Raw genomic sequence first — 24,381 nt, forward strand, 5'->3', positions numbered from 1 at the left:
GGCCGATCAGCCCTGCCACCCACCGGGCCGATCACCCCTGCCCCGAAAACCCCACGACCTGACCGGGAGTACGCCTTCGTGGCCACGTTCCTCTACAAACTGGGCCGTCTCGCCTTTCGGCGACGGCACTACGTCGCCCTCCTGTGGGTGGCGCTGCTGACCCTCGCAGGCGTCGCCGCCGCCTCCGCCCCCGCGGCCGGCTCCAGCTCCTTCTCGATCCCCGGCACCGAGGCCCAGAAGGCCTTCGACCTGCTGGACCAGCGCTTCCCCGGCTCCAGCTCCGACGGCGCCACCGCGCGGGTGGTCTTCAAAGCACCGGCCGGCGAGAAGATGACGGACAAGCTCAACAAGGCCACCGTCAAGAAGACCGTGAAGGAGCTGGCCGACGGCTCGGAGGTCACCTCCGTCACCGACCCGTACAAGCAGCACGCCGTCAGCAAGGACGGCACCGTCGCCTACGCCTCGGTGCGCTACGACGTCTCCGGCACGGAGCTCAAGGACTCCTCCCGCGACGCGCTGGAGGCGGCCGGGCACGACGCCCAGAAGGCCGGGCTGACCGTCGAGGTCGGCGGGGACGCGCTCCAGTCCGGGGCCGACGCGGGAGGCGCCGGAGAGGCCATCGGTCTCGCCATCGCCGCCGTCGTCCTCGTCATCACCCTGGGCTCACTGGTCGCGGCCGGACTGCCGCTGCTGACAGCGATCATCGGCGTCGGCATCGGCGTCTCCACCATCACCGCCCTCGCCAAGGCGCTCGACCTCGGTGACACCACGTCCACACTGGCGCTGATGATCGGTCTCGCGGTCGGCATCGACTACGCGCTGTTCATCGTCTCCCGCTACCGCAGCGAGCTGGCCGAGGGCCGCGACCGCGAGGAGGCGGTCGGCCGCGCCGCCGGTACGGCGGGCTCGGCGGTGGTCTTCGCGGGCCTCACGGTCGTGATCGCGCTCGCGGGTCTCTCGGTCGTCGGCGTGCCGATGCTGACGAAGATGGGCCTCGCGGCGGCTGGCACGGTCGTGGTCTCCGTCCTCATCGCGCTGACCATGATCCCGGCGATGCTCGGCTACGCGGGCCGGCGGGTCAGGGCCGCGGGCGAGAAGCGCCGGACACGCGCCCGTGCCGTCCAGCAGGACAAGCCCGGCCTGGGCGCCCGCTGGGCGAGCTTCGTGGTCCGCCGCCCGGCAGCCGTGCTGCTGCTCGGCGTGGCCGCACTGGGCGCGATCGCCCTCCCCGCCACCCAGCTCGAACTGGGCCTGCCCGACGACGGCTCGCAGCCCACGTCCACGACCCAGCGCCGGGCCTACGACCTGCTGTCCGAGGGCTTCGGTCCCGGCTTCAACGGGCCCCTGATGATCGTGGTCGACGCCAAGGACAGTGACACCCCCAAGGCCGCGGCCACCAAGGTGGCCGACGACATCAAGGGCCTCAAGGACGTCGTGACGGTGACCCCGGCGGCGTTCAACAAGGCCGGCGACACCGCGACGATCACGGTGATCCCGGACTCCAAGCCCTCCTCGGTGCAGACCGAGGACCTGGTGCACGCCATCCGCGACCAGGGCGCCGACGTCAAGGCCGACACCGGCGCGCGGGTCCTGGTCACCGGCACCACCGCCATGAACATCGACTTCTCGCAGAAGCTCAACGACGCGCTGGTCCCGTACCTGGCGCTGGTCGTCGGCCTCGCCTTCCTCCTGCTGATCGCGGTCTTCCGCTCCATCCTGGTCCCGCTCAAGGCGGCCCTCGGCTTCCTGCTCAGCGTGCTCGCCGCGCTCGGCGCCGTCGTCGCGGTCTTCCAGTGGGGCTGGCTCGGCGGCCTGCTCGGCGTCGAGCAGACCGGCCCGATCATGTCGATGATGCCGATCTTCATGGTGGGCGTGGTCTTCGGTCTCGCCATGGACTACGAGGTGTTCCTCGTGACCCGGATGCGGGAGGCGTACGTCCACGGCGAGACGCCCGGCCAGGCCGTGGTGACCGGCTTCCGGCACAGCGCGCGGGTCGTGGCCGCCGCCGCGATCATCATGATCTCCGTCTTCAGCGGCTTCATCACCGCCGGCGAGTCCATGATCAAGATGATCGGCTTCGGCCTCGCCATCGCCGTCTTCTTCGACGCGTTCGTGGTCCGCATGGCGATCGTCCCGGCGGTGCTCGCCCTGCTCGGCAAGCGCGCCTGGTGGCTGCCGAAGTGGCTGGACCGGGTGCTGCCCAACGTCGACGTCGAGGGCGAGGGCCTGCGCGCCCTGTCCGACAAGGACGCCGGGACCGGCCAGGACGACGAGGACCGGGAGCTCGTACGCGTCTGACGTACGGCTCGTGACAGACCGCCGGTGAGGGTCCGTGGGGACGGGGCGCCCTCACCGGCTTCCTCGTGTACCCCGCACTTAACCACTCGCCGCGCCTTCCCCCGCCCCGTTAGCGTGCCCCCATGACGACAGCCGCCACTGACGCCGATGCCGGGGGCCTCGGAGCCCATCCTCGTTTCGCCGCCGCCCTGGAGGAGTTGGGGCTGGGGGAGCTGACCTCCCGGGTCCGGCGGTTCCCGGACGCCACCCGTACCGCCGCCGAGGCCGCCGCCGCGGTCGGGTGCGAGCTGAGCGAGATCTGCAAGTCGCTGATCTTCGCGGCCGACGGAGTGCCGGTGCTGGTGCTGATGGACGGCGCCTCCCGTGTCGACGTGGAACTGGTCCGCAAGGAACTCGGCGCCGCGAAGGTGACCCGGGCCAAGGCGGACGTCGTACGCGAGACGACCGGGTACGCCATCGGCGGCGTACCGCCCTTCGGGCACCGCACGCGCACGCGCGTGCTCGCCGACCGGGCGCTGCTGCGCCACGACGTGGTGTGGGCCGCCGCCGGCAACCCCCACGCCGTCTTCCCGATCGCGCCCGCCGCCCTGGTGGCACACGCCGGCGCCACCGTCGTGGACGTGCGCGAGCCCACCACGTGACCCCGGCGGTCACCGCGGCCGTCCTGTTCGCCGCGGTCACGCACGCCAGTTGGAACGCCATCGCCCACCAGATCAGCGACAAACTCGTCGGCTCCTCGCTGATCGCCGCCGGGAGCGTGCTGATCGGGTCGCTGCTGATGCCGTTCGCCGCCCTGCCGGCGGCCGGCGCATGGCCGTACCTGATCGCCTCCGCGGTCGTCCATGTCGCCTACTTCGCGCTGCTGATGCTCTCCTTCCGGCTCGGGGACTTCGGACAGGCGTACCCGATCGCGCGCGGCACCGCGCCTCTCCTCGTCACCCTGTTCGCCGCCGTGTTCGCGCACGAGGTGCCCGACGCCCCCGCGGCCGCGGGCATCGCCGTCTCCTGCGCCGGGCTCACCGGGGTCGCCCTGTGGGGACTGCGCGGCCGCCGCCCCGACTGGACGGCGATCGGCGCCGCCCTCGCCACCGGCCTGACGATCGCCGCGTACACCGTCCTGGACGGCCTCGGGGTGCGCGCCTCGGGATCCTCCGTGGGCTACATCGCCTGGTTGATCGCCCTCCAGGGTCTCGCGATCCCGGCCTACGCCCTGTACCGCAGACGCGGCGAACTGCTCACCGCGGCCCGTCCGTTCGCGGCCCTGGGGCTCTTCGGCGCCCTGCTGTCCGTCTTCGCCTACGGGCTGGTCCTGTGGGCCCAGACCCGCGCCGAACTCGCTCCGGTCGCCGCGCTGCGCGAGTCGTCGATCATCGTCGGTGCCGCCATCGGGGCGGTCTTCTTCAAGGAGCGGTTCGGGGCGCCCAGGATCGCGGCGGCCGGGCTGGTGGTCCTCGGGATCGGGCTGATGCTGCACGCGGGGTAGCCGACGGATCGAAACATGGCGAACGTACGTAAAACGCCCGCCTGTTGTTCGCGTCGGCAGGAAGTCAGGGGCGGGTCAAGCGGACTTGCCGTTGCCTTGACGAACCGTTCCACGGCCGTTCAGCCGAGCGTCTGTGCCCGGGGTGTGTGTTCTCCATAAAGTCCCTGCGGATTGCGGAAGAAGGGACGCATGGGACTCATGGACACACTCCACGCAGTCCGGGCCCGCGGGATCACCAAGTGCTTCGGCGACGTCGTCGCGCTGGACGCCGTGGACCTGGACGTGACGCAAGGTCAGATCCACGGACTGGTCGGGCCGAACGGCGCCGGCAAGACGACCCTGCTCGGCCTCCTCCTGGGGCTCGCCGCGGCCGACGGCGGCCGGCTGGAGATCCTGGGGACGCCGGTCGAGCGGGCGCTCACCGCTCCCGACGGCGTCGCCGGCTTCGTGGACGCGCCCGGTCTCTACCCCTCGCTCACCGCCCGGCAGAACCTCGCCGCGCTGGCCACGCTCCGCGGACTCGACACCGGGACCAGGGGGACGGCGGGTATCGACGACGTGCTCGCCGAGGTCGGGCTCACCGATGTCGCCGACGACAAGACCCGCGGCTTCTCCCTCGGCATGCGCCAGCGGCTCGGGCTCGCCGCCGCCCTGCTCACCCGGCCCCGGCTGCTCGTCCTCGACGAGCCGTCCAACGGCCTCGACCCGGCCGGCAAGAGGCACGTGCACGGCGTCCTCACCCGGCTCGCCGCCGACGGCACCGCGGTGGTGCTCTCCAGCCACCGGATGGACGACCTGGAGGCGCTGTGCTCCGAGGTGACCATCCTCGCCACCGGCCGCGTCGTCTTCTCCGGCCCGCTGGCCAAGCTGGCCGCCGAGAACCGTGAACTCGACTACCGGCTGCGTACCTCCGACGCCGAGGCCGCGCGCCGGCTCGCCGCTGACGTGACCGGTGTCCGGATCGTCGACGACACCGGCCCCGGCCTGCGGAAGGACCCCGACGTGCTCGTCGTACGCGCCCTGGTGCCCGCCCTCGACGAACTCGTCACCGAGGTCGTGCGGTCGGGTGTCGCGGTACGCGAACTCGCCCCCGTCGTCTCGCCCCTCGAAGCCGCGTTCCTCGCCCTCACCGAGCACCAGGAGTCCGGCCGATGACCACGACCAGCGCGACCACCGCGCCCGCCGCGACCGTCGCCGAAGCCGCCGTCGCCCGCCGGGTCCCCGTGTCCCGCGGCTACCGCTTCGAGCTGGTGAAGCTGGTCTCGCAGTGGCGGATCCGGCTGCTGGTGCTCGCCTGCTGGATCGCGCCGGGTCTGTTCGTCGCGGGGGTCGGCCAGCAGAGCACGCTGCCCGCCGACACGCTGTTCGGACGCTGGATGCACGCCACCGGCTGGGCCGGGCCGCTGGTGATGCTCGGCTTCGCGGGCACCTGGGCGCTGCCGCTGCTGACGTCGGTGGTCGCCGGTGACGTGTTCGCCGCCGAGGACCGGCTCGGCACCTGGCGCCACCTGCTGGTGGCGGTCCGCTCGCCCGCGCGGATCTTCGTGGCGAAGTCACTGGCCAGCCTCAGCGTGATCCTGCTGCTGGTGGCCGGACTGGCCGCCTCCAGCACGCTCGGCGGTCTTGCGTCGGTCGGCGACCAGCCGCTGGTCGGCCTCGACGGCCACCTGCTGTCGCCCGGCGACGCGGCCGGCCGGGTCCTGCTCGCCTGGCTCGCGGCCCTCGCCCCGACCCTCTCCCTCGCCGCGATCGGCCTGCTCGGTTCGGTCGCCCTCGGCCGCTCCCCGATGGGCCTGCTGCTGCCCCCGGTCGTCGCGCTCGCGATGTCGGTCGCCCAGATGCTGCCGCTGCCCGTCGCCGTGCGCCTCGCCCTGCCCGGCTACGCCTTCGTCTCCTGGAACGGCCTGTTCACCAGCCCCGCGCAGCTCGCCCCGCTCCTCATCGCCGTCGCGGTGAGCCTGGCGTGGGCGGTGCTCGCCACGGTCCTCGCCTATGCGCTGTTCGTACGGCGGGACTTCACCAACCCGGCCTACGACGGCTCCGGGCGCCGCGCGCTCACCCTCGGCGTGCTGCCGCTGGCCGCGCTGACCGCCTTCACCGTCGGCGCGGTCGCCGTGGCCACCCCGTCGACCGGCTCCGGGATCAAGCAGGACAAGGTGCAGAAGTCCCTCGCCACGGTCTTCGGCCACCTCTACCGGCTGCAGACCGAGCAGCTGCACCGCCCCGCCGTCACCGAGGCCCAGCTGAAGGCCGTGGCGGCATGCACCAAGAGCGACGGCCGGTCCGCCCAGGAGGGCGCGGGCAACGACTGGCGTTGCGTCGTCAGCTGGCACCTCCCCGGCGTCACGGCGGTCACAGGGACGGCGGTCTACCAGCTCGACATCACCTCGGACGGGCGGTTCGTGGCCGACGGCGACGGTCCCAAGGAAGTCAACGGCTACTTCCTGGTACGGACCTCGACCGGCGACGCCCCGAATCCGCTGTGGCAGTTCGACGGCAACGTCGACCTGCTCGACACACACTGAAGGGAACAGTTCCGTGCAGGTAACCCGCCAGCGCCGGATCAACGAGAAGAAGCAGTTCCACCTCTTCGGCAGACACGTCGGCCGCCAGACCCTGCTGGTGACGGCGGGTATCGCCGTCGCCCTCGGCGTCACGGGCACCGCGGTCGCCTCGACCTACCAGTTCGGCACCCAGCAGGTCGGCCAGACCACCGCCAACGGCCAGGTCGTCTCCGCCGACCAGTACATCAACCCCTACGGCACCCGCAGCGTCATCAACGACGGCAAGATCATGTCGTCGGTCGTCAGCCCGGACGGCACCCATCTCGCCGCCTCCGTCGCGGACGGCGACGCCTCCCTGGTCGTCGTCGACCTGGCGACCGGTCAGGTCAAGCAGAAGATCGGCACCAACGCCGCCGACGACCTGCGCATCAGCAGCGGCGCGGTGGGCCAGGAGGGCCCGACCTACTCGCCCGACGGCAAGCAGCTGTGGCTGGGCCAGGCGAACGGCTACACCAAGTTCACCGTCAACGCCGACGGCACCCTCGCCAACCCCACGGCCGTCACCATCGCGGCCGACGGCTCCAAGCAGGCGCTGGTGGGCGCGGCCGTGTTCTCCGCCGACGGCTCCACCGTGTACTCCGCGGTCAACGGCCAGAACAAGGTGGTCGCCATAGACGCGGCGACCGGAACGATCAAGCAGACCTGGGCGGTCGGCAACGCCCCGCGCGGTCTCGCCCTGGTCGGCGGCAAGCTCTACGTCAGCAACGAGGGCGGGCGCCCGGCCAAGGCCGGCGACACCACCATCAACTCCTACGGCACCAATGTCGTGGCGAACCCGAAGACCGGTGCCAGCACCACCGGCACGGTCAGCGTCATCGACACCGCGGACCCGTCCGCCGCCGTCGGCACCGTCGACGTCGGCCTGCACCCGACCGCCGTGTACGCGAGCAAGGGCGCGGTGTTCGTCACCAACACCGCCGACAACAGCGTCTCGGTCATCGACAGCGGCAAGGACAAGGTCGTCCAGACGATCTCCACCCAGCCGTGGCCCGAGGCCTCCGTCGGCTACGAGCCGAACGCGGTCACCCTCACCGACGACGGCCGCCTCCTGGTGACCCTCGGCCGCGCCAACGCCGTCGCCGTCTACCGGTACAGCTCCCCGCAGCAGCCGGCCCGCTACGTCGGCCTGCTGCCCACCGACTACTACCCGTCCGGGGTCACCGCCCTCGGCAAGAAGATCGTCGTCGCCAACACCCGCGGCATCGACGCGCTCCGTCCCGACGCCGCCGGGCACAACACGCACGACACCACGTCGAGTCTCACCCAGTTCACGATGCCGAGCGACCAGGTCGTCAGGTCCGAGACGAACAAGGTGTTCAAGCAGAACGGCTGGACGTCCAACTCGGTCAGGACCGCCAAGGCCAACAGCCACAAGAAGGCCGTCCCGGTCCCGAAGCGGATCGGCGACCCGTCGACGATCAAGCACGTCTTCCTGCTCGTCAAGGAGAACCGCACCTACGACCAGGTCTTCGGCGACCTCCCGCAGGGCAACGGAAACTCCTCGCTCACCCAGTTCGGCGAGAACGTCACGCCGAACCAGCACGCGCTGGCCGAGCAGTTCGGCCTGTACGACAACTTCTACGACATCGGCACCAACTCCGCCGAGGGCCACAACTGGCTGATGCAGTCGGACAACCCGGAGTACACCGAGTCGTCGGCCGGCGAGTACACCCGCAGCTACGACACCGAGGACGACGTCCTCGGCCACCAGAAGACCGGGTTCATCTGGACCGGCGCGCAGGCGGCCGGGCAGACCGTCAAGGACTTCGGTGAGTTCCAGTCGTACGAGAGCAAGCCGGCCGGCGCGACCTGGCAGAACCTGTACTGCGACAGCAAGAACATGGCCGCGACCGGCGCGCAGACCGCCTACCCCATCAAGACGGGCTCGGCGATCCCCTCGCTCAACGACGTGTCGGTGCAGGGCTTCCCGCTGTTCGACCTCAACGTCCCGGACATCTACAAAGAGCAGATCTGGAAGCAGGACTTCGAGAAGAACGGTCCGGCGAACCTGAACATGTTCTGGTTCTCCAACGACCACACCGGCGGCCCCGCCAACGCGGCCGCCGAGGTCGCCGACAACGACCTCGCGGTCGGCCGCATGGTCGACGAGATCACCCACAGCAAGTACTGGAAGGACTCGGCGATCTTCGTCGTCGAGGACGACTCCCAGGCCGGCCTCGACCACGTCGACGGCCACCGCGCCCCGGTCCAGGTCATCAGCCCGTACGCGCAGCACGGCAAGGTCGACGACCACTACTACTCGCAGATCACCATGGTCCGCACCATCGAGCAGATCCTCGGCGTGCACCCGATGAACCAGCTCGACAGCGCAGCCACCCCGATGTACGGGGCGTTCACGAGCAAGGCGGACGACACGCCGTTCACGGCGGTCCCGAACCGGACCTCGCTGACCCTCGGCGTGAGCCCGCAGCCGAGCTGTGGCTCGGACACCCCGGCGGCCCAGGACGCCAAGGCGGCGGCCGCGCCGACGTCGGTGTCCGTCCCGGCGGCCGAGGCCAAGGTCGCGGCGCAGTGGCAGACGTGGGCCTCGCACCAGCGGCTGACCGGCAAGAACGCGGTGCCGGACTACGCGAACCCCACCCAGATGAACCGTTACACCTGGTACCAGACCCACAACTGGACCAAGCCCTACCCCGGCGACAAGAAGATCTACTCGCCGAACGACGTGCCCGGCGCCTACCTCCCGTCGGCGGAGAACGACGGCTGAGTCCGGCCCGCTCACGCGCAGGGACCCCGGCCGCGAGGGCCGGGGTCCCCGGCGTTTTCCGGCGCGCCGCCGGGATACCTGGATGCCGCGCGCCGGCCGGCCCGCGGTACGTCAAGCTGGCTGCGCACCGTACGGAGACAGGGAGACGTCATGACCGACAAGCCGACCGTGGGCATGCTGGGCACCGGCATCATGGGCGCCGCGATGGCCCGCAACCTCCTGAAGGCCGGGCACACCGTCCGGGTGTGGAACCGCACCCGCGCCAAGGCGGAGCCCCTCGCGGCCGACGGCGCCCAGGTCACCGGCACACCGGCCGAGGCCGTCGAGGGCGCCGACGTCGTCCTGACCATGCTGTACGACGGCGCGACCGCTCTGGAGACCCTGCGGGAGGCGGCCGGGTCGCTGCGGCCCGGAGCCGTCTGGGTCCAGTCGACCACCGCGGGCCTCGACCAGATCCCCGCACTGGCCGCGTTCGCCGCCGAGCACGGCCTGGTCTTCTACGACGCCCCGGTCCTCGGCACCCGCCAGCCCGCCGAGGCCGGACAGCTCACCGTCCTGGCCGCGGGGCCGGAGCAGGACCGGGAGAAGGTCACGCCCGTCTTCGACGCGATCGGCGCCCGCACGGTGTGGACCGGCGACGACGGGTCGACGGCCGCCGCGACCCGGCTGAAGCTGGTCGCCAACAGCTGGGTCCTCGCGGCCACCGCGGCGACCGGCGAGGTGGTCGCGCTGGCCCAGGGGCTCGGCGTGGACCCGCAGCGCTTCTTCGACCTGATCGCGGGCGGCCCCCTCGACATGGGCTACCTGCGGGCCAAGGCCGGGCTGATCCTCGACGGCGGGCTGACCCCGCCGTCGTTCGCGGTGGACACGGCCGGGAAGGACGCCCGGCTGATCGTCGACGCCGGCGAGAGCCACGGCGTGCGCCTGGACGTCGCCCGGGCGGCCGCCGAACGCTTCGCCCGCGCCGCCGCCCAGGGGCACGCCGACGAGGACATGGCCGCCGCGTACTTCGCCAGCTTCGAGGACAAGTAGCCCGGGTCCTCGGCAGCAGGCCTCGGGGCCCGGGCCGACGTGACGGGCCGGGCCCCGAGGGAGCACCCTGGAAGCAGTGATTCCGGAGGTGGTCCCGTGATGAACATGATGAAAACCGCTGTGGGATGGCATGTCGAGATGGAGTTCCTGGAGGACGACACGCACACGCGCGCGGTGGCCCTGGTACGCCTGCCCGACGGCACCGAGGTACGGGCGCACGGCCACGCGAGCCGGCACGAGTCCGACAGCAACCAGCCCAGAGTCGGCGAGGAGATCGCCGGCGCCCGCGCCCTGAACGAACTGGCCATGCAGTTGCTGTCCAAGGCGCACGGCGAGATCGACGCACTGTCGGGGCGGCACTCGCACCCGATCAACGTGTGAGCGGCAGGCGGGAGCGCGGGTGCGTGCGGTGGTTACGACAGCGCCGTGCGCACCGCGCGCACCAGCGCCTGCGCCCGCGGGTCCGCCGTCACGCTCTTGCGGAAGCCGTTGGTGACGTAGCCGAAGGCGATGCCCGACTCGGGGTCCGCGAAGGCGAGCGCGCCGCCGCGGCCCGGGTGGCCGAAGGAGCCGGGGGAGAGCAGCGGGGACGCGCTGCCGTGCAGCATGTAGCCGAGCCCGAAGCGGGTGGCGACCACCAGCACCCGGTCGGGACCGGCGGACTGCTCGGCTCGGGCCAGCTCCACGGTCTCCGGCGTGAACAGCCGCCTGCCGCCGTCGACCTCGCCGATCAGGGAGGCGTAGAAGCGGGCCAGGCCGTCGGCGGTGGCGATGCCGTTGGAGGCGGGCAGGGCGGCCGCGCGGTAGGCGGGGTCGTTCTCGTCCGGGAGCGGGCTGATCGCGCCGAACGCCCGGCGGGTCAGCGAGCCGGGGTCGGCGTACGCCTCGGAGACGGCCCGCTTGGGCCGGGTCCGCAGCGCACCCGCGGTCTCCGGCGCCGGTACCGGCCCGACGCGCCCCACGCGCGCCCGTTCCGCATCGGGCAGCCCGAGCCACAGCCCGGCGCCGATCGGCCCGGCGATCTCGTCCGCGATCCACTCGCCGACGGTCCGCCCGGTCACCCGCCGCACCAGCTCGCCGGTCAGCCAGCTGTACGTCTGCGCGTGGTAGCCGTGGTCGGTGCCCGGCTCCCACACCGGCGCCTGCGCCGCCACGGCGGCCGCGCCGAGGTCGGGGTCGGCGGCCTCCGCGGGCGTGAGCGGCCGGTCCAGCACCGGCACGCCCGCGCGGTGCGCGAGCAGCTGCCGCACCAGCGTCCGCTCCTTGCCGGCCGCCTTGTACTCCGGCCAGTGGTCACCCACCGGCGCGTCCAGGTCCAGCTCCCCGCGCTGGTGCAGGAGCAGCAGGACGGCGGCGGCGACGCCCTTGGTCGCCGAGCGCACGACCTGGGCGGTGCCGTGCTCCCAGGGCGCCTTGCCGGCGTCCCCGTCGAAGTCCCGGGCACCGCCCCACAGGTCGACGATCCGGTGCCCGTCCCGGTACACGGCCACCGCCGCGCCCCGGTCCCCGAGCCGCTCGAAGTTGCCCGCGAACGCGTCCCTGACCGGCTCGAAGCCCACCGCCACAGTGCCGTGCACGTCCACGTCCGGATCCCTCCACCCACTCGCCGGTGACAGTGAGTGGAACATGGCCGCGGGGCCCCGGATTCCTCGGTACGACGTGGTCTGCGGCACGTGCCCGGGGTCAGCCGAGCACGATCGTCACCTCGATGTTCCCGCGCGTGGCGTTCGAGTACGGGCAGACCTCGTGGGCGGCGTCCACCAGCTTCGCCGCGATGTCCGCGTCCAGCACCGGGAGCGAGACGCTGAGCGCGACCGCGAGGCCGTAGCCGCGCTGCTTGTTGGGGCCGATGCCCACCTTCGCGGCGACCGTGGAGCCGGTCAGGTCGTAGCCCGCGCGGTTGCCGACGAGGATCAGCGCGTTGTGGAAGCAGGCGCTGTAGCCCGCCGCGAACAGCTGCTCCGGGTTGGTGCCGTTGCCGTCCCCGCCCAGCTCCGGCGGCATCGCGACCTTGAGGTCGATCTGGCCGTCCTGACTGCTCACATACCCGTTCCGGCCGCCGTGCGCGGTCGCCTCGGCGACATACATGATCTTCGTCGGACGAGAGTCGACGGTGGCGCCTTCGATCACGGCGGGACCTCCCCCAGGGCGGAAACGGTGGTGGGCAACACAGAAGTGTGCAAGCACATCGTGCACAAGGTACCGACCGGTAGGAAGCCCTGCGGCCACCAGGGGGGTGGAAACCGTGGGTAACACCCGACGGCTACAACGGCCGCACGGCCGCCCGGCCCGCCCGCTCCGCGAGGTCCCGCAGCTCCTCGCGCAGCCGGGCCACGTCGGCCCCGCCGAGTCCCGTCGTCGTGAGCAGGGCGCCGGGGATGCGCGCCGCGCGCTCCCGTAGTTCCTCCGCGCGCCCGGTGCACGCGACGAGCACCGAGCGCTCGTCCCGCTCCGAGCGCTCCCTGCGTACCAGCCCCGCCCCCTCCAGCCGCTTCAGCAGCGGCGACACCGTGCCGTAGTCGAGCCGGAGCGCCTCCGCCAGTTCCTTCACCGTGGTCTCGCCCCGCTCCCACAGGACGAGCAGTACGAGGTACTGCGGGTAGGTGAGCCCGAGTTCGTCGAGGAGCGGGCGGTAGGCGGCGGTCACGGCGCGCTGCGCGGCGTACAGCGCGAAGCACAGCTGGTCGTCCAGCCGCGGCGGCCCCACAGGGGTCCCGGCGTCCTCTTGATGCGTCACGCCCCCATTGTCACGGACGCGGGACGAACCCGAAGGGCAGTTCAAGGCGGTGGGCGCGCATCAGTTCCTCGTCGGCCAGGAGTTCGGCGGTGGGCCCGTCGGCGGCGATCGTGCCGTCGCTGAGCACCAGGGAGCGCGGGCACAGCTCCAGGGCGTATGGGAGGTCGTGGGTGACCATCAGGACCGTCACGTCCAAGGAGCGCAGGATGTCGGCGAGTTCGCGCCGGGAGGCCGGGTCGAGGTTGGAGGAGGGCTCGTCCAGGACGAGGATCTCCGGTTCCATGGCGAGGACGGTCGCCACCGCCACCCGGCGGCGCTGCCCGAAGGACAGGTGGTGCGGCGGGCGTTCGGCGAAGCCGGCCATGCCGACCCGGTCCAGGGCGGTACGCACGCGTGCCTCCAGCTTCGCGCCCTTCAGCCCGGCCACCGCCGGCCCGAACGCCACGTCCTCGCGGACCGTCGGCATGAACAGCTGGTCGTCCGGGTCCTGGAAGACGATGCCGACCCGGCGCCTGATCTCCGCCATGTGCCGCCTGCCGACGGGCAGTCCGGCCACCGTCACCGTGCCCGTGCCGCCGCCCAGGATGCCGTTGAGGTGCAGCACGAGGGTGGTCTTCCCGGCGCCGTTCGGCCCGAGCAGCGCGACCCGTTCGCCGCGTGCGACGGAGAAGTCCACGCCGAACAGCGCCTGGTGCCCGTCGGGGTAGGCGTAGGCGAGGCCGGAGACCTCCAGGGAGGCGGGAGCGGAGGCGGGAACAGCGGTCACAGGGCCCATCCCAACAGGCAGACGACAAGGGCGGACAGCGGCAGCGCGAGGGCGTACGACCACTCGGCCCGGGACGCGGTCACCTCGTCGACGACCGGCATCGAACCGGAGTACCCCCGGCTCACCATGGCCAGGTGGACGCGCTCCCCGCGTTCGTAGGAGCGGATGAACAGCGCGCCCGCGGACTTCGCGAGCACGCCCCAGTGGCGTACGCCCCGCGCCTCGAAGCCGCGCGACCGACGGGCGATCCGCATCCGGCGCATCTCGTCGGTGATGACGTCGCCGTAGCGGATCATGAAGGAGGCGATCTGGACGAGCAGCGGCGGCAGCTTCAGCCGCTCCAGGCCGAGGAGCAGCTCGCGCAGCTCCGTGGTGGCCGCCAGGAGGACGGAGGCGGCGACGCCCAGCGTCCCTTTCACCAGCACGTTCCAGGCGCCCCACAGACCGTTCACGCTGAGCGAGAGGCCCAGCACGCCGACCTGCCGGCCCTCCGCGACGAACGGCATCAGGACCGCGAAGGCGACGAACGGCACCTCGATCAGCAGCCGCTTCAGCAGGAAGCCGGCGGGCACGCGCGCGTGGCGCGCGACGACCGCGATCAGCACGGCGTACAGCGCGAACGCCCACATCGCCGTGCGCGGGGTCGAGACCACGACGACCACGAAGGCGAGGGCGGCGGCGAGCTTGGTGTGCGGCGGGAGGGCGTGCACGCGCGAGTGGGCGTGCCGGTAGAGCCGGTGCACGTGCCCGGCACCCACGTCAGCGCACCTCCGCAGGGGCGCCGGTACGGCGCCTGCGCACCGCCCAGAACACGGCGCTGCCCGCGACCACGGTCGTACCGACCCCGATGACGCCCGCGAGGCCGCCGGAGAGCCGGGCGTCCGAGACGTCCTCGACGCCGTAGTCGGCGAGCGGGGAGCCGGCCGAGGCGTGCTCCTTCGTCTTCGTGTCGATGCCGTGGTCGTGGGCGACCTTCTCCAGGCCGTCGGGGCTGGCGGACGCGCAGTGGCTGACGAACCCGGCGAGCACCAGGGAGGCCGCCAGACCGCTGATCCACAGCGCGCGGCGGGAGGTGCGCGCCGCAACGGGCGCGGTCGGCTCCGGCACGTCCACCAGGACGCCGTTCACGCGCAGCTTCAGCCCCTGCCGCAGCCCGCGCGCCCCGTACACCAGGTCGGGGCGTACGGCGATGACCGCGCCGACCGTGAGCGCGGTGATCGCGGCCTCGCCGACGCCGATGAGGACGTGCACGCCGATCATGGCGCCGGCCACCTTGCCGATGGCGACGTCGGTGGTGCCGCCGACCGCGTAGAGGAGCGTGAAGGCGACGGCGGCGGCGGGTACGGAGAGCAGGGCGGCGACGAAGGCGGCGCCGGTGACCGAGCGCCGGCTGCGGGGCAGGACCTTCAGCAGGCCGCGGAAGACGGCGTGGGCGACCACCGTCGTGACGATCGCCATGTCGGTGATGTTGACGCCGAGCGCGCTCAGCCCGCCGTCCGCGAACAGGATGCCCTGCATGAGGAGGACCACGGACACGCACAGGACGCCCGTGTAGGGGCCGACGAGTATCGCGGCGAGCGCCCCGCCCAGCAGATGGCCGCTTGTTCCGGCCGCGACGGGGAAGTTGAGCATCTGTACGGCAAAGATGTACGCCGCCACCAGGCCGGCCAGCGGCGCGGTGCGCTCGTCGAGCTCACGGCGGGCCCCGCGCAGGCCGACCGCGAGGGCACCGGCCGCGACCACGGCCGTGACCGCGGAGGTGGGGGCGTCGATGAATCCGTCAGGTACATGCACGGTTCGATTTTAGGGTCCTATTGCGAAGCTTTTGCAAGAGCGAGAAGGTCGTCACATCCGGAATCGCGCGCGAGGTGCGGCGACCCCGTCAAGCGCAAAACGGAAAATGTGCGACATTGGATAAGAAAGCGGATGCACAACTTTCGCGCGGATCACGGAGCGTAAAGGGCAGTCCGATGTCTGTAGTCGAGCAGTATGCGCGAGCCCACATCGTCACGGACGAGGACGCGCGGGACGAGCCGCCCGCGGTCCCCGTCGTCCTGCGCTACGACCCCGACGCCGACCCGCGGTCGGTACAGGTCGGCCTGCCCGGCACGGACGAGTGGACGTTCTCGCGCTCGCTGCTGGAACAAGGCCTCAGGGCGCCCGCGGAGAGCGGAGACGTACGCGTGTGGCCGCTCGGGCGGGTCCAGGCCGTGGTGGAGTTCCACTCCGACCACGGCACGTCGGTGGTGCAGTTCGAGTCGAAGGCGCTGCTGCGGTTCCTCCGGCGGACGTACATGGCCACTCCCGTGGCCGGATGAAGCGACCCTGCGGCGCTGGGCGCTGCGCCGGATGTGCCGCGATAGCCGTCTGCCGACTGCGCGGCCGTCGTGGCTGGTCGCACGGTTCCTCCCCCAGCCTTCGGCCGGGGGTACCCCCAGCGCCCCGAGGGGCGCTGCCGTCGGACCCGCTTAGAGCGACGCTCCGAGCTTCAGCAGTGCCGCCACGATCGGTCCGGCCGTGTCGCCGCCGTGCCCGCCCGCCTGGACCACGCCCGCCGCGGCGAAGTCCCCGCAGTACGCGGTGAACCAGCCGTTCGGCTTCTTCTGGCCGTCGACCTCGGCCGAGCCGGTCTTGGCGCCGCAGCTCGAACTCAGTCCCGACATCGCCTTGGCCGCCGTACCGTACGCCGCCGTGTACTGCATGACCTCCTTCAGCTGCGACTGCGTCTTCGACGACATCGTGCGCGAGGCCTTCGCGATCGTCCGGTTGTCGACGCTCGGGGCGACCAGGTAAGGCTGATGGAAGGAGCCGGTGTCCACCGTGGCCGACACCGACGCCATGTTCAGCGGGTTCATGCGCACCCCGCCCTGCCCGATCAGCGAGGCGCCCATCTGCGCGCCGCTCTGCACCGGGACCGAACCGTCGAAGGTCGGGACGCCGATGGCCCAGTTGTTCATGCCGAGGCCGTAGACCTGCTGGGCCTCGGTGGTCAGGTCGCTGTTGGAGAGCTTGGGCGCGAAGTCGATGAAGGCGTTGTTGCAGGAGGCGCCGAAGCTCAGCTTGAACGTGCCCTTCTTGATCTCGGAGTCGTCGTCGTTGTGGAACGTCCACCCGGCGAGCTTGTACGTCTTCGGGCAGGGGTGCGAGGCGTCCGGGGTGATGAGCCCCTTCTCGAACAGCATGGTCGACGTGACGATCTTCATCGTGGAGCCGGGCGCAAGGGAGCCCTGGAAGGCCACGTTGAAGCCGTGGCTGGAGTTGGCGACGGCGAGGACCTCGCCGGTCGACGGGCGCATCATCACGACCGAGGCGTTCTTCTGCGTCATGACCTGCTTCTCGGCGGCCGCCTGCAGGGTCGGGCTGAGCGTGGTCTTCACGGTGCCCGGCGTGCCCTTGCTGAGCTCCAGGAGCGTCTTGTCGGACAGCTTGGCCTTCTCGGACGCCGCGCCGCGCACCACGCGCAGTTCGACGCCCGCCTTGCCGCCGGCCTTCTTGCCGAACTTCTCCCGCAGCCCGTCGAGGACCGAGCCCAGCGACGGGTACTTGGCGGTGGTGATCTCCCCGCCGTCGCGGTCCAGGGCCTTGATCGGCGGGGTGCCGGACTCGCCGGTGACCAGGGTGTCGCCGTCCGCGAGGTCCGGGTGGACGACCGCGGCGTGCCAGTTCACCACCGGCTTGCCGTCGCTGGTCCGGCGGATCACCTTGAACGCGGAGTCGTACGACAGGGGCTTGCTGACGCCCTTGTACGACACGGTCGCCTTGACGGAGAACGGGACCTTGTCGCCGGTGCGGGTGCCCTCGGTGAGGGTGACGCCCGTGACGTGGGCGTCCTTGGCATAGCCGGTGAGGAGCTTGATGCAGGCCTTGCTGTCGTCCGTGACGGCGGCGGCCTGCGTGACCTTGCCCTGCTGCCAGGACGACAGGAAGGTGCGCGCCGTCGTCCGCACCTCGGTGGCGGACAGCGGGCCGGTCTTGACGGGCTTGTGGTCGGCCGTCTTCGCCGTCGACGCGTCGGCGGCCCCGCCGTCGTAGAGCGCGTAGAGGCCGAAGCCCACGCCGCCGACGACGACGGCGATCACCCCGCCGATGACGGCGGGTCTGTGCTTCCGTCGCTCGGCGACGCGCCTTCTCTTGCCCACTGGTCAGTTCCTCCGCGCATTCCCCAGGGTCCCCGCCGCCCCGTAGCCCTCACGCTCCCCAACGACGACACCAGCCTAGAGTCCCGGCCTGTGGGGGTGACGTCAGCCTCCGATCCGTAGCACGCTTGCGACAATCGGACCGGCCGCGTCGATGCCGTGGCCGCCGTCCTGGGTCATGGCCGCGGCCGCCACGTCGTTGCGGTAGCCGGCGAACCAGCTGTTCGACTTGGTCTGGCCGTCGACCTCCGCCGAACCCGTCTTGGCGCCGATGCTGCCGCTCAGCCCGCGCATCACACCGGCGGCGGTGCCGCTGGTCGCGGTGCGGTTCATCATCGCGCGCAGCTGGCCGACCGTGGCGGGCGACAGACCCTTCGCGGTGGCCAGTTCACGGCCGTCCAGCTTCTGCGAGACGAGCACCGGCTGCCGGAAGGTACCGGTCATCGCGGTCGCCGCCACCGACGCCATGTTCAGCGGGGACATCTGCACCTGGCCCTGGCCGATCAGGTTGGCCGCGGTGTCAGGGCCGCCGGAGGCGGGGACCCGGCCGTCGAAACTCGGGATGCCCACCTTCCAGTTGTTCTTCCCGAGCCCGAACCGGTCCTCGGCCTCCTTGGTCAGCGAGTCGACCTGGACGGAGTCCGCGTACTTCACGAACGCCGTGTTGCAGGAGCGCGCGAAGCTGTCCGAGAGGGTGGCCTTCTCGTCCGGCTGGAGTCCCTTGAGGTTGCTGAAGGTCTGGCTCTGCCAGGTCGCGGTCGGCGGGCAGGGCGCCGGGCCGGTCGCCGTGGTCAGGCCGGTGTCGATGAGGGTGGCCGCGCTGATGATCTTCATGGTGGAGCCGGGCGCCAGCTCGCCGAGGAAGGCCGCGTTGAAGCCGTCCTCGCGGTGGTTGGCGACCGCCAGCACCTCGCCGGTGCTGGGCTTGACGGCCACCACCGAGGACTCGGCGTACTTCGTCACCGCGGTCTCGGCGGCGGCCTGCACGCGCGCGTCGAGCGTCGTCCGCAGCTTGCCCGCCCTGCCCTCCTTGAGGGTCAGCAGGGTGGTGTCGGCGGACTCCTGGGACGCGTGCTGGATGACCAGCTCCACGCCCGGGGTGCCGCCCGCCTTGTCGCCGTACCGGCTGCGCAGCTCGTCCAGGATCGGGCCCAGGGACGGGTACTTGTCCTTCGTGAGGACCGTGCCGTTGCGGTCCACGGCCTCGATGGGCGGGCTGGCCGCCTCGCCGGTGGACAGGGTGTCGCCGCGCTTCAGCTCCGGGTGGACCACCGACGGGTCCCAGTCGACCAGGGCGCGATGCGTGGTCTCGCCGCGCACGATCGTCAGGCGGCTCTTGTAGGCGAGCGGCTTCGACTGCCCGCCGTAGGACACGGTCGCCTTCACGCTGTACGGGACGGTGGCGCCGGTCGCCTTGCCGGGCGTGATGTGCACGTCCTTGATGTGCGCCACGTCGCTGAACGAGGTGAGTACCGGTTCGGCGTCGGCGGAGTCGTTCGTGAGCGACGCCGCGGTCGCCGACTGGCCCTTCTCCCAGGCCGTGAAGAACTTCTGCGACGCGTCCTCGACCTCGTCCTTCGTCGGCGGCCCGGTCCGCACGGCCGGTGTGCCGTCACCGTGCAATGCCGACAGGACGTTGTAGGCGCCGTACCCGCCCCCGCCCAGCACGGCTGCGCAGACGCCGCCGATCAGGGCGCCCTTGACCCCCTTGCGCATGGTGCGAAAGTCCCTCCCCGTGAGCTTTTGCCGCATTTTGTGAACGCGTTCAAAAGCTGATTGTGGGTCGCACTCTAGGTCGTTGTGGGGACCCTGTGACAGGTGTTGACCGATTGTTGGCCGAACTGGTGGCCCAACAGAGATCAGGGATGTGGCTCACACCCAGGTGTCGAGCCACATACGTGAACGCCAGGAGTCGATGGGGATCGCCGTGCCCGTGTACAGCGGCCAGAAGTAGATGAAGTTCCAGGCGATCAGCAACACCAGGACGCCCGCGCTCGACGCGCCGACCAGGCGGCGGGTGTCACTGGAGCCCGGCGGGCCGATGATCGCGCCGATCATCATGGCCACCGCGAGACACAGGAACGGCACGAAGACGACGGCGTAGAAGAGGAAGATCGTGCGCTCCTGGTACATGAACCAGGGCAGGTAACCGGCCGCGATGCCGCACGCGATGGCACCGGCCCGCCAGTCGCGGCGGAACGCCCACCGCCACAGGATGTAGGCGATCGCGAAGCAGGCCGCCCACCACAGCAGCGGGGTGCCGATCGCGAGCACTTCGCGGGCGCACTTCTGGCCGGCGTCCGACGGGCAGCCGTCCACGCCCGGGGACGGCGACTCGTAGTAGTACGACACCGGGCGGCCCAGCACCAGCCAGGACCACGGGTTCGACATGTACGTGTGCGGAGACGACAGGCCGACGTGGAACAGGTACACCTCGTGCTCGTAGTGCCACAGGCTGCGCAGCCAGTCCGGCAGGAACGTCCAGCTTCCGCCCTTGCCGTCGGTGGCCGCCCAGTTGCGGAAGTAGCCGCCGGTGCCGTCGGTGGGGGAGAGGATCCAGCCGATCCAGGAGGTCAGGTAGACGGCGATCGCCACCGGGACCGTCGCCAGGAACGTGATCCCCGTGTCGTGCGCCAGGACCGCCTTGTACGGGTGCCGGGCACCGGCCACCTTGCGGGCGCCGACGTCCCACAACAGCGCCATCAGGCAGAACGCGGCCAGGATGTAGAGGCCGTTCCACTTGGTGCCGATCGCGAGGCCCAGCAGCACGCCCGCGGCCCAGCGCCAGGGCCGCCACCCGAAGCGGAAGCCGTCGGCCACGCGCGCGTCCGGGCGGACCCGGCCGTCCGCGTCCACCGGCAGCGCGGCCGCCAGCTTCGCCCGCGCCCTGTCCCGGTCGATGACCAGGCAGCCGAACGCGGCCAGCACGAAGAACATCAGCACCCCGTCGAGCAGCGAGGTGCGGCTCATCACGAAGTGCAGCCCGTCCACCGCCATCAGCCCGCCCGCCAGGCAGCCCAGGAAGGTGGACCGGAACATCCGGCGCCCGATCCGGCACAGCAGCAGCACGCTGAGCGTGCCGAGCAGCGCCGTCATGAACCGCCAGCCGAACGGGTTGAAGCCGAAGACCAGCTCCCCGAGCCCGATGACGTACTTGCCGACCGGCGGGTGCACGACGTACGCCGCGTCCACCGGGATGCCGACGTGACCGGCCTTCTGCAGGATCAGGTCGTTGGCGTTCTTGTCCCAGTTGACCTCGAAACCGCGGTGGACGAGCGCCCACGCGTCCTTCGCGTAGTACGTCTCGTCGAATATCACCGCCTTGGGACTGCCCAGGTTCCAGAACCGCAGCAGGCCCGCCATCAGCGTCACCAACAGCGGACCGCCCCAGCCCGACCAGCGCGTGATCCGCTCGGCGAGCACCGGGGGCACCCCCAGGGCGAGCCACAGCCGGGAGCCGGGCTCCGCGTACGGCGGCACCAGGCGGTCGACGACATCGGTGGGCGCGCCGGACCCGGCGGCGCCTCTGTCACCGGGGCCGTGCGCCGTGTGCGCCGGGCTCGCCGGGTAGCCGAACCGGCGCAGCCGCTGCTGCCACGTCGGCCGCTCGTCGAGCGCTGCCTGGCCCTGCCGGGTGTCCGTGGAGGACGCGGTACTGGTCACCGCGCCATCGTAGGGAACCGTTCTGTGTGAGTCCCGTGCAATGAGGCTTCGCGGTGGGTTCCTTTGCGTTCACCGCCCCGGGTGTCCGCCGGGGACGGCGCTGTCGGTGGCGGCTGCGAGGATGGAGGCGTGACTGGAACCCTTGTCCTCGCAGGCACCCCCATCGGCGACGTCGCGGACGCGCCGCCCCGGCTCGCCGCGGAGCTGGCCGGCGCCGACGTGATCGCGGCCGAGGACACGCGGCGGCTGCGGTGGCTCACCCAGGCGCTGGGCGTGACGCCCAAGGGGCGCGTGGTGTCCTACTTCGAGGGCAACGAGGCCGCCCGCACACCGGAGCTGGTCGAGGAACTCGTCGGCGGCGCGCGCGTGCTGCTCGTGACCGACGCCGGGATGCCGTCCGTCTCCGACCCCGGCTACCGGCTGGTCGCGGCCGCCGTGGAGAAGGAGATCCGGGTCACGGCCGTGCCGGGGCCGTCCGCCGTGCTCACCGCGCTCGCGCTGTCCGGGCTGCCCGTCGACCGGTTCTGCTTCGAGGGGTTCCTGCCGCGCAAGGCGGGCGAGCGCCGCTCGCGCCTCCAGGAGGTCGCCGAGGAGCGTCGCACCCTCGTGTACTTCGAGGCCCCGCACCGCCTCGACGACACCCTCGCCGCCATGGCCGAGGTCTTCGGCGCCGATCGGCGGGCCGCCGTCTGCCGTGAGCTGACCAAGACGTACGAGGAGGTGCGGCGCGGTCCGCTGGCCGAGCTGGCGGTGTGGGCCGCCGAGGGGGTGCGCGGCGAGATCACCGTCGTCGTCGAGGGCGCGCCCGAGCGGGGGCCGGAGGAACTCGACGCGGAGGAACTGGTGCGGCGCGTGCGGGTGCGGGAGGAGGCGGGGGAGCGCCGCAAGGAGGCGATCGCAGCGGTGGCGGTGGACGCGGGGATTCCCAAGCGAGTTGTTTTCGACGCCGTGGTTGCCGCGAAGCGCTCCGCTGAGTGAGAGCCGGTGTTCTCCGGGAGCGCCGTTGTGGTTGCTCCTGCGCAGCGGTCCGCGGCTCGTGGACGGCTGGTCGCACAGTTCCCCGCACTCCTTACGGGGCGCCTCGGGCCCGGGGTTTCGAAGGGGGCGCTCCTTGATCTCTGAGCGAGCCGCTTCTCGGCTGAGCGTGCGCCCCTGACCTGCGGTGATGTGTCCTCTGAGCGGGGTGCTTCTCCTCTGAGCGCGCGCCCCACGGGACGGTAAAGCAAGGGCGGGAAACGCAAAGCCCAGCCCACTGCGGCGAGGCCCCTTTGGCAAGCCGGATCCAAATCGCCTCCAACACTCGGCAGGCCTGTCGCATTCGCGCCGGTGAAGGCGTCCACTGGTCAGCAGGGACGCACCCGTCCCTCACCCCCATGGGATTCCGGGGGGAATCCCCGCGCCGGGGGTGCGTGCTTGTCCAAGCGGACAAGAGGAGCTGGCATGAGTGAGATCGCAGGGCAGACCGGCCTCCGCGGTGCGGCCACAGCCGTCGTCCACGAGTCGTATTCCTTCGCCTGCATGCGATGCGGGCACGGCTGGGAGCAGTCGTACGAGATACAGCACCACACCGACGCCGACAACCACGAGTTCATCCGGTACGTGGCGAACGGCCGGGTCGTCCCGTCACCGCTGAGCAGGCCCTCGTGCCAGAACTGCGACGGGCAGGTCCTGCGGATCATGCGCGCGGGACAGGTGTCGTCGGTGCGGAACGCGGCGCAGCGGTCGCACCAGCCGTCGGCGCAGGACCGTCCCGCCGGGCCGGCCGGTGCGGAGACCGGGCCGGCCGAGGTGACGGAGGCCTCCGCGGAGGTCAAGGAGCCGCACCACTGGCACCTGTCGGATCTCCTGCATCCCTTCCAGCGCAAGGCGAGCTGATACGGGCCCTGGGCGTGGGTCCGGCGGGCATGCCCCTTTCGTAGGATCGGGGCATGCCTTCGAACGCCCCTGGTACGGCCTCCCGTACGGCCGACAAGAACGCGGCGCCGCCGCTTCCGGAACCCCTCCGGGTGCCTGTCGCCGACTCCCACACGCACCTCGACATGCAGTCCGGCACGGTCGAGGAGGGTCTCGCGAAGGCCGCGTCGGTGGGGGTCGCGACCGTCGTCCAGGTCGGCTGCGACATCAAGGGCTCGCGGTGGGCGGCCGACACCGCCGCCGCGCACGCGAACGTCCATGCGACCGTCGCGCTGCATCCCAACGAGGCCCCGCGGATCGTCCACGGGGATCCCGACGGCTGGTCCCGCCAGGGGGCGCGGGTGCCCGGCGGCGACGCCGCGCTCGACGAGGCGCTCACCGAGATCGACCGGCTGGCCGGGCTGCCCCAGGTGAAGGGCGTCGGCGAGACCGGGCTCGACTACTTCCGCACCGGGCCCGAGGGCAAGGCGGCCCAGGAGCGCTCCTTCCGCGCCCACATCGAGATCGCCAAGCGGCACGGCAAGGCCCTCGTCATCCACGACCGGGACGCCCACGCCGACGTCCTGCGCGTCCTCAAGGAGGAGGGCGCCCCCGAGCGGACGGTGTTCCACTGCTACTCCGGGGACGCGGAGATGGCCGAGGAGTGCGCCCGCGAGGGCTACTTCATGTCCTTCGCCGGCAACGTCACCTTCAAGAACGCCCAGAACCTGCGCGACGCGGTGGCGGTGGCCCCCCTGGAACTGCTGCTCGTGGAGACCGACGCGCCCTTCCTGACCCCGGCGCCGTACCGCGGACGGCCCAACGCCCCGTATCTCATTCCGGTCACGGTGCGCGCGATGGCCGCCGTGCGCGGCATCGACGAGGACGCGCTGGCGACGGCCCTGGGCGCGAACACGGCCCGCGCCTTCGATTACTGAGAGTGCATCGATCATAACTGGCGCATAACGTTCACGAGGGCGCGCCTTCGGTCTGGTCGCGACCGTGGGTAGTCGTGCCGCTTTGGAGAGTGACGACAGCTCCGCTAGGTTCTGGGGGCCCGATCCGGACCCCTCTGGCCCTC

The 24,381-nt window shown here is 71.6% G+C and carries 21 protein-coding genes; 12 read left to right on the forward strand and 9 right to left on the reverse strand.

Translation table 11 applies throughout. The annotated features are described in order from the left end of the window. The first annotated feature begins 78 nt into the window (after nt 1-78). The 8 genes from ACFY6U_RS41710 to ACFY6U_RS41745 all read left to right on the forward strand — a co-directional run bounded on the left by ACFY6U_RS41710 (nt 79) and on the right by ACFY6U_RS41745 (nt 10,486). Nucleotides 79-2,298, forward strand: coding sequence for an MMPL family transporter (locus ACFY6U_RS41710; RefSeq protein WP_390046884.1), 2,220 nt, complete (start codon nt 79-81; stop codon nt 2,296-2,298). A gap of 122 nt (nt 2,299-2,420) precedes the next feature. After that, nucleotides 2,421-2,939: a YbaK/EbsC family protein gene (locus ACFY6U_RS41715; protein ID WP_390046886.1), complete on the forward strand. Its 519-nt coding sequence runs from the start codon at nt 2,421-2,423 to the stop codon at nt 2,937-2,939. After that, nucleotides 2,936-3,781 (forward strand): EamA family transporter, encoded by an 846-nt coding sequence (locus tag ACFY6U_RS41720; RefSeq protein ID WP_390046888.1) that lies wholly within the window; start codon nt 2,936-2,938, stop codon nt 3,779-3,781. Before ACFY6U_RS41715 ends, ACFY6U_RS41720 begins: the two co-directional genes overlap by 4 nt. A gap of 198 nt (nt 3,782-3,979) precedes the next feature. After that, nucleotides 3,980-4,936 (forward strand): ABC transporter ATP-binding protein, encoded by a 957-nt coding sequence (locus ACFY6U_RS41725; protein WP_390046890.1) that lies wholly within the window; start codon nt 3,980-3,982, stop codon nt 4,934-4,936. Continuing rightward, the gene (locus tag ACFY6U_RS41730) at nt 4,933-6,306 is read left to right on the forward strand and encodes an ABC transporter permease (protein WP_390046891.1); all 1,374 of its coding nucleotides are present in this window, start codon (nt 4,933-4,935) and stop codon (nt 6,304-6,306) included. The genes ACFY6U_RS41725 and ACFY6U_RS41730 overlap by 4 nt, the downstream gene beginning before the upstream one ends. A 13-nt stretch (nt 6,307-6,319) precedes the next feature. Beyond that, nucleotides 6,320-9,073 carry an alkaline phosphatase family protein gene (locus ACFY6U_RS41735; protein WP_390046892.1) on the forward strand — a complete coding sequence of 918 codons (2,754 nt, stop codon included), beginning with the start codon at nt 6,320-6,322 and terminating at the stop codon, nt 9,071-9,073. 150 nt (nt 9,074-9,223) lie between these two features. Next, nucleotides 9,224-10,105: an NAD(P)-dependent oxidoreductase gene (locus tag ACFY6U_RS41740; RefSeq protein WP_390046893.1), complete on the forward strand. Its 882-nt coding sequence runs from the start codon at nt 9,224-9,226 to the stop codon at nt 10,103-10,105. Nucleotides 10,106-10,210: 105 nt separating this feature from the next. Continuing rightward, nucleotides 10,211-10,486: a DUF1876 domain-containing protein gene (locus ACFY6U_RS41745; RefSeq protein ID WP_089102439.1), complete on the forward strand. Its 276-nt coding sequence runs from the start codon at nt 10,211-10,213 to the stop codon at nt 10,484-10,486. 32 nt (nt 10,487-10,518) lie between these two features. Here ACFY6U_RS41745 and ACFY6U_RS41750 read toward each other — a convergent pair whose 3' ends face one another. From ACFY6U_RS41750 to ACFY6U_RS41775, 6 genes are all read right to left on the reverse strand, one after another. Next, complete coding sequence (locus tag ACFY6U_RS41750; protein ID WP_390046894.1) at nt 10,519-11,688, reverse strand: serine hydrolase domain-containing protein; 1,170 nt, start codon at nt 11,686-11,688, stop codon at nt 10,519-10,521. 100 nt (nt 11,689-11,788) lie between these two features. Continuing rightward, nucleotides 11,789-12,193 carry an organic hydroperoxide resistance protein gene (locus ACFY6U_RS41755; protein WP_293997707.1) on the reverse strand — a complete coding sequence of 135 codons (405 nt, stop codon included), beginning with the start codon at nt 12,191-12,193 and terminating at the stop codon, nt 11,789-11,791. A gap of 175 nt (nt 12,194-12,368) precedes the next feature. Then, nucleotides 12,369-12,842 carry a MarR family winged helix-turn-helix transcriptional regulator gene (locus ACFY6U_RS41760; protein WP_390046896.1) on the reverse strand — a complete coding sequence of 158 codons (474 nt, stop codon included), beginning with the start codon at nt 12,840-12,842 and terminating at the stop codon, nt 12,369-12,371. Nucleotides 12,843-12,852: 10 nt separating this feature from the next. Continuing rightward, on the reverse strand, nt 12,853-13,617 hold the full coding sequence (locus tag ACFY6U_RS41765; protein WP_390046898.1) for an energy-coupling factor ABC transporter ATP-binding protein: 765 nt from the start codon (nt 13,615-13,617) through the stop codon (nt 12,853-12,855). After that, the gene (cbiQ, locus tag ACFY6U_RS41770; RefSeq protein WP_390046900.1) at nt 13,605-14,366 is read right to left on the reverse strand and encodes a cobalt ECF transporter T component CbiQ; all 762 of its coding nucleotides are present in this window, start codon (nt 14,364-14,366) and stop codon (nt 13,605-13,607) included. The genes ACFY6U_RS41765 and cbiQ overlap by 13 nt, the downstream gene beginning before the upstream one ends. A 1-nt stretch (nt 14,367) precedes the next feature. Then, complete coding sequence (locus ACFY6U_RS41775; protein WP_390046902.1) at nt 14,368-15,402, reverse strand: energy-coupling factor ABC transporter permease; 1,035 nt, start codon at nt 15,400-15,402, stop codon at nt 14,368-14,370. Nucleotides 15,403-15,578: 176 nt separating this feature from the next. Here ACFY6U_RS41775 and ACFY6U_RS41780 point away from each other — a divergent pair, with 176 nt between their 5' ends. Then, nucleotides 15,579-15,926, forward strand: coding sequence for an SsgA family sporulation/cell division regulator (locus ACFY6U_RS41780; protein WP_293997421.1), 348 nt, complete (start codon nt 15,579-15,581; stop codon nt 15,924-15,926). A gap of 150 nt (nt 15,927-16,076) precedes the next feature. Here ACFY6U_RS41780 and ACFY6U_RS41785 read toward each other — a convergent pair whose 3' ends face one another. From ACFY6U_RS41785 to ACFY6U_RS41795, 3 genes are all read right to left on the reverse strand, one after another. Beyond that, a complete protein-coding gene (locus ACFY6U_RS41785; RefSeq protein WP_390046904.1) occupies nt 16,077-17,747 on the reverse strand; it encodes a penicillin-binding transpeptidase domain-containing protein in 1,671 nt (556 codons plus the stop codon). A gap of 102 nt (nt 17,748-17,849) precedes the next feature. After that, nucleotides 17,850-19,460 (reverse strand): penicillin-binding transpeptidase domain-containing protein, encoded by a 1,611-nt coding sequence (locus tag ACFY6U_RS41790; RefSeq protein WP_390046906.1) that lies wholly within the window; start codon nt 19,458-19,460, stop codon nt 17,850-17,852. 156 nt (nt 19,461-19,616) lie between these two features. Then, a complete protein-coding gene (locus tag ACFY6U_RS41795; protein ID WP_390046908.1) occupies nt 19,617-21,407 on the reverse strand; it encodes a dolichyl-phosphate-mannose--protein mannosyltransferase in 1,791 nt (596 codons plus the stop codon). Between the two features lie 129 nt (nt 21,408-21,536). Between ACFY6U_RS41795 and rsmI the strand changes: the two genes are divergently transcribed. The 3 genes from rsmI to ACFY6U_RS41810 all read left to right on the forward strand — a co-directional run bounded on the left by rsmI (nt 21,537) and on the right by ACFY6U_RS41810 (nt 24,238). After that, nucleotides 21,537-22,385 (forward strand): 16S rRNA (cytidine(1402)-2'-O)-methyltransferase, encoded by an 849-nt coding sequence (rsmI, locus tag ACFY6U_RS41800; protein WP_390046910.1) that lies wholly within the window; start codon nt 21,537-21,539, stop codon nt 22,383-22,385. A 462-nt stretch (nt 22,386-22,847) separates the two neighbouring features. Then, nucleotides 22,848-23,282 (forward strand): hypothetical protein, encoded by a 435-nt coding sequence (locus tag ACFY6U_RS41805; RefSeq protein ID WP_351488164.1) that lies wholly within the window; start codon nt 22,848-22,850, stop codon nt 23,280-23,282. Between the two features lie 53 nt (nt 23,283-23,335). Then, a complete protein-coding gene (locus ACFY6U_RS41810; RefSeq protein ID WP_390046912.1) occupies nt 23,336-24,238 on the forward strand; it encodes a TatD family hydrolase in 903 nt (300 codons plus the stop codon). Nucleotides 24,239-24,381 lie beyond the last annotated feature (143 nt).

The organism is Streptomyces sp. NPDC013157, from assembly GCF_042899865.1.
Lineage (GTDB): Bacteria > Actinomycetota > Actinomycetes > Streptomycetales > Streptomycetaceae > Streptomyces.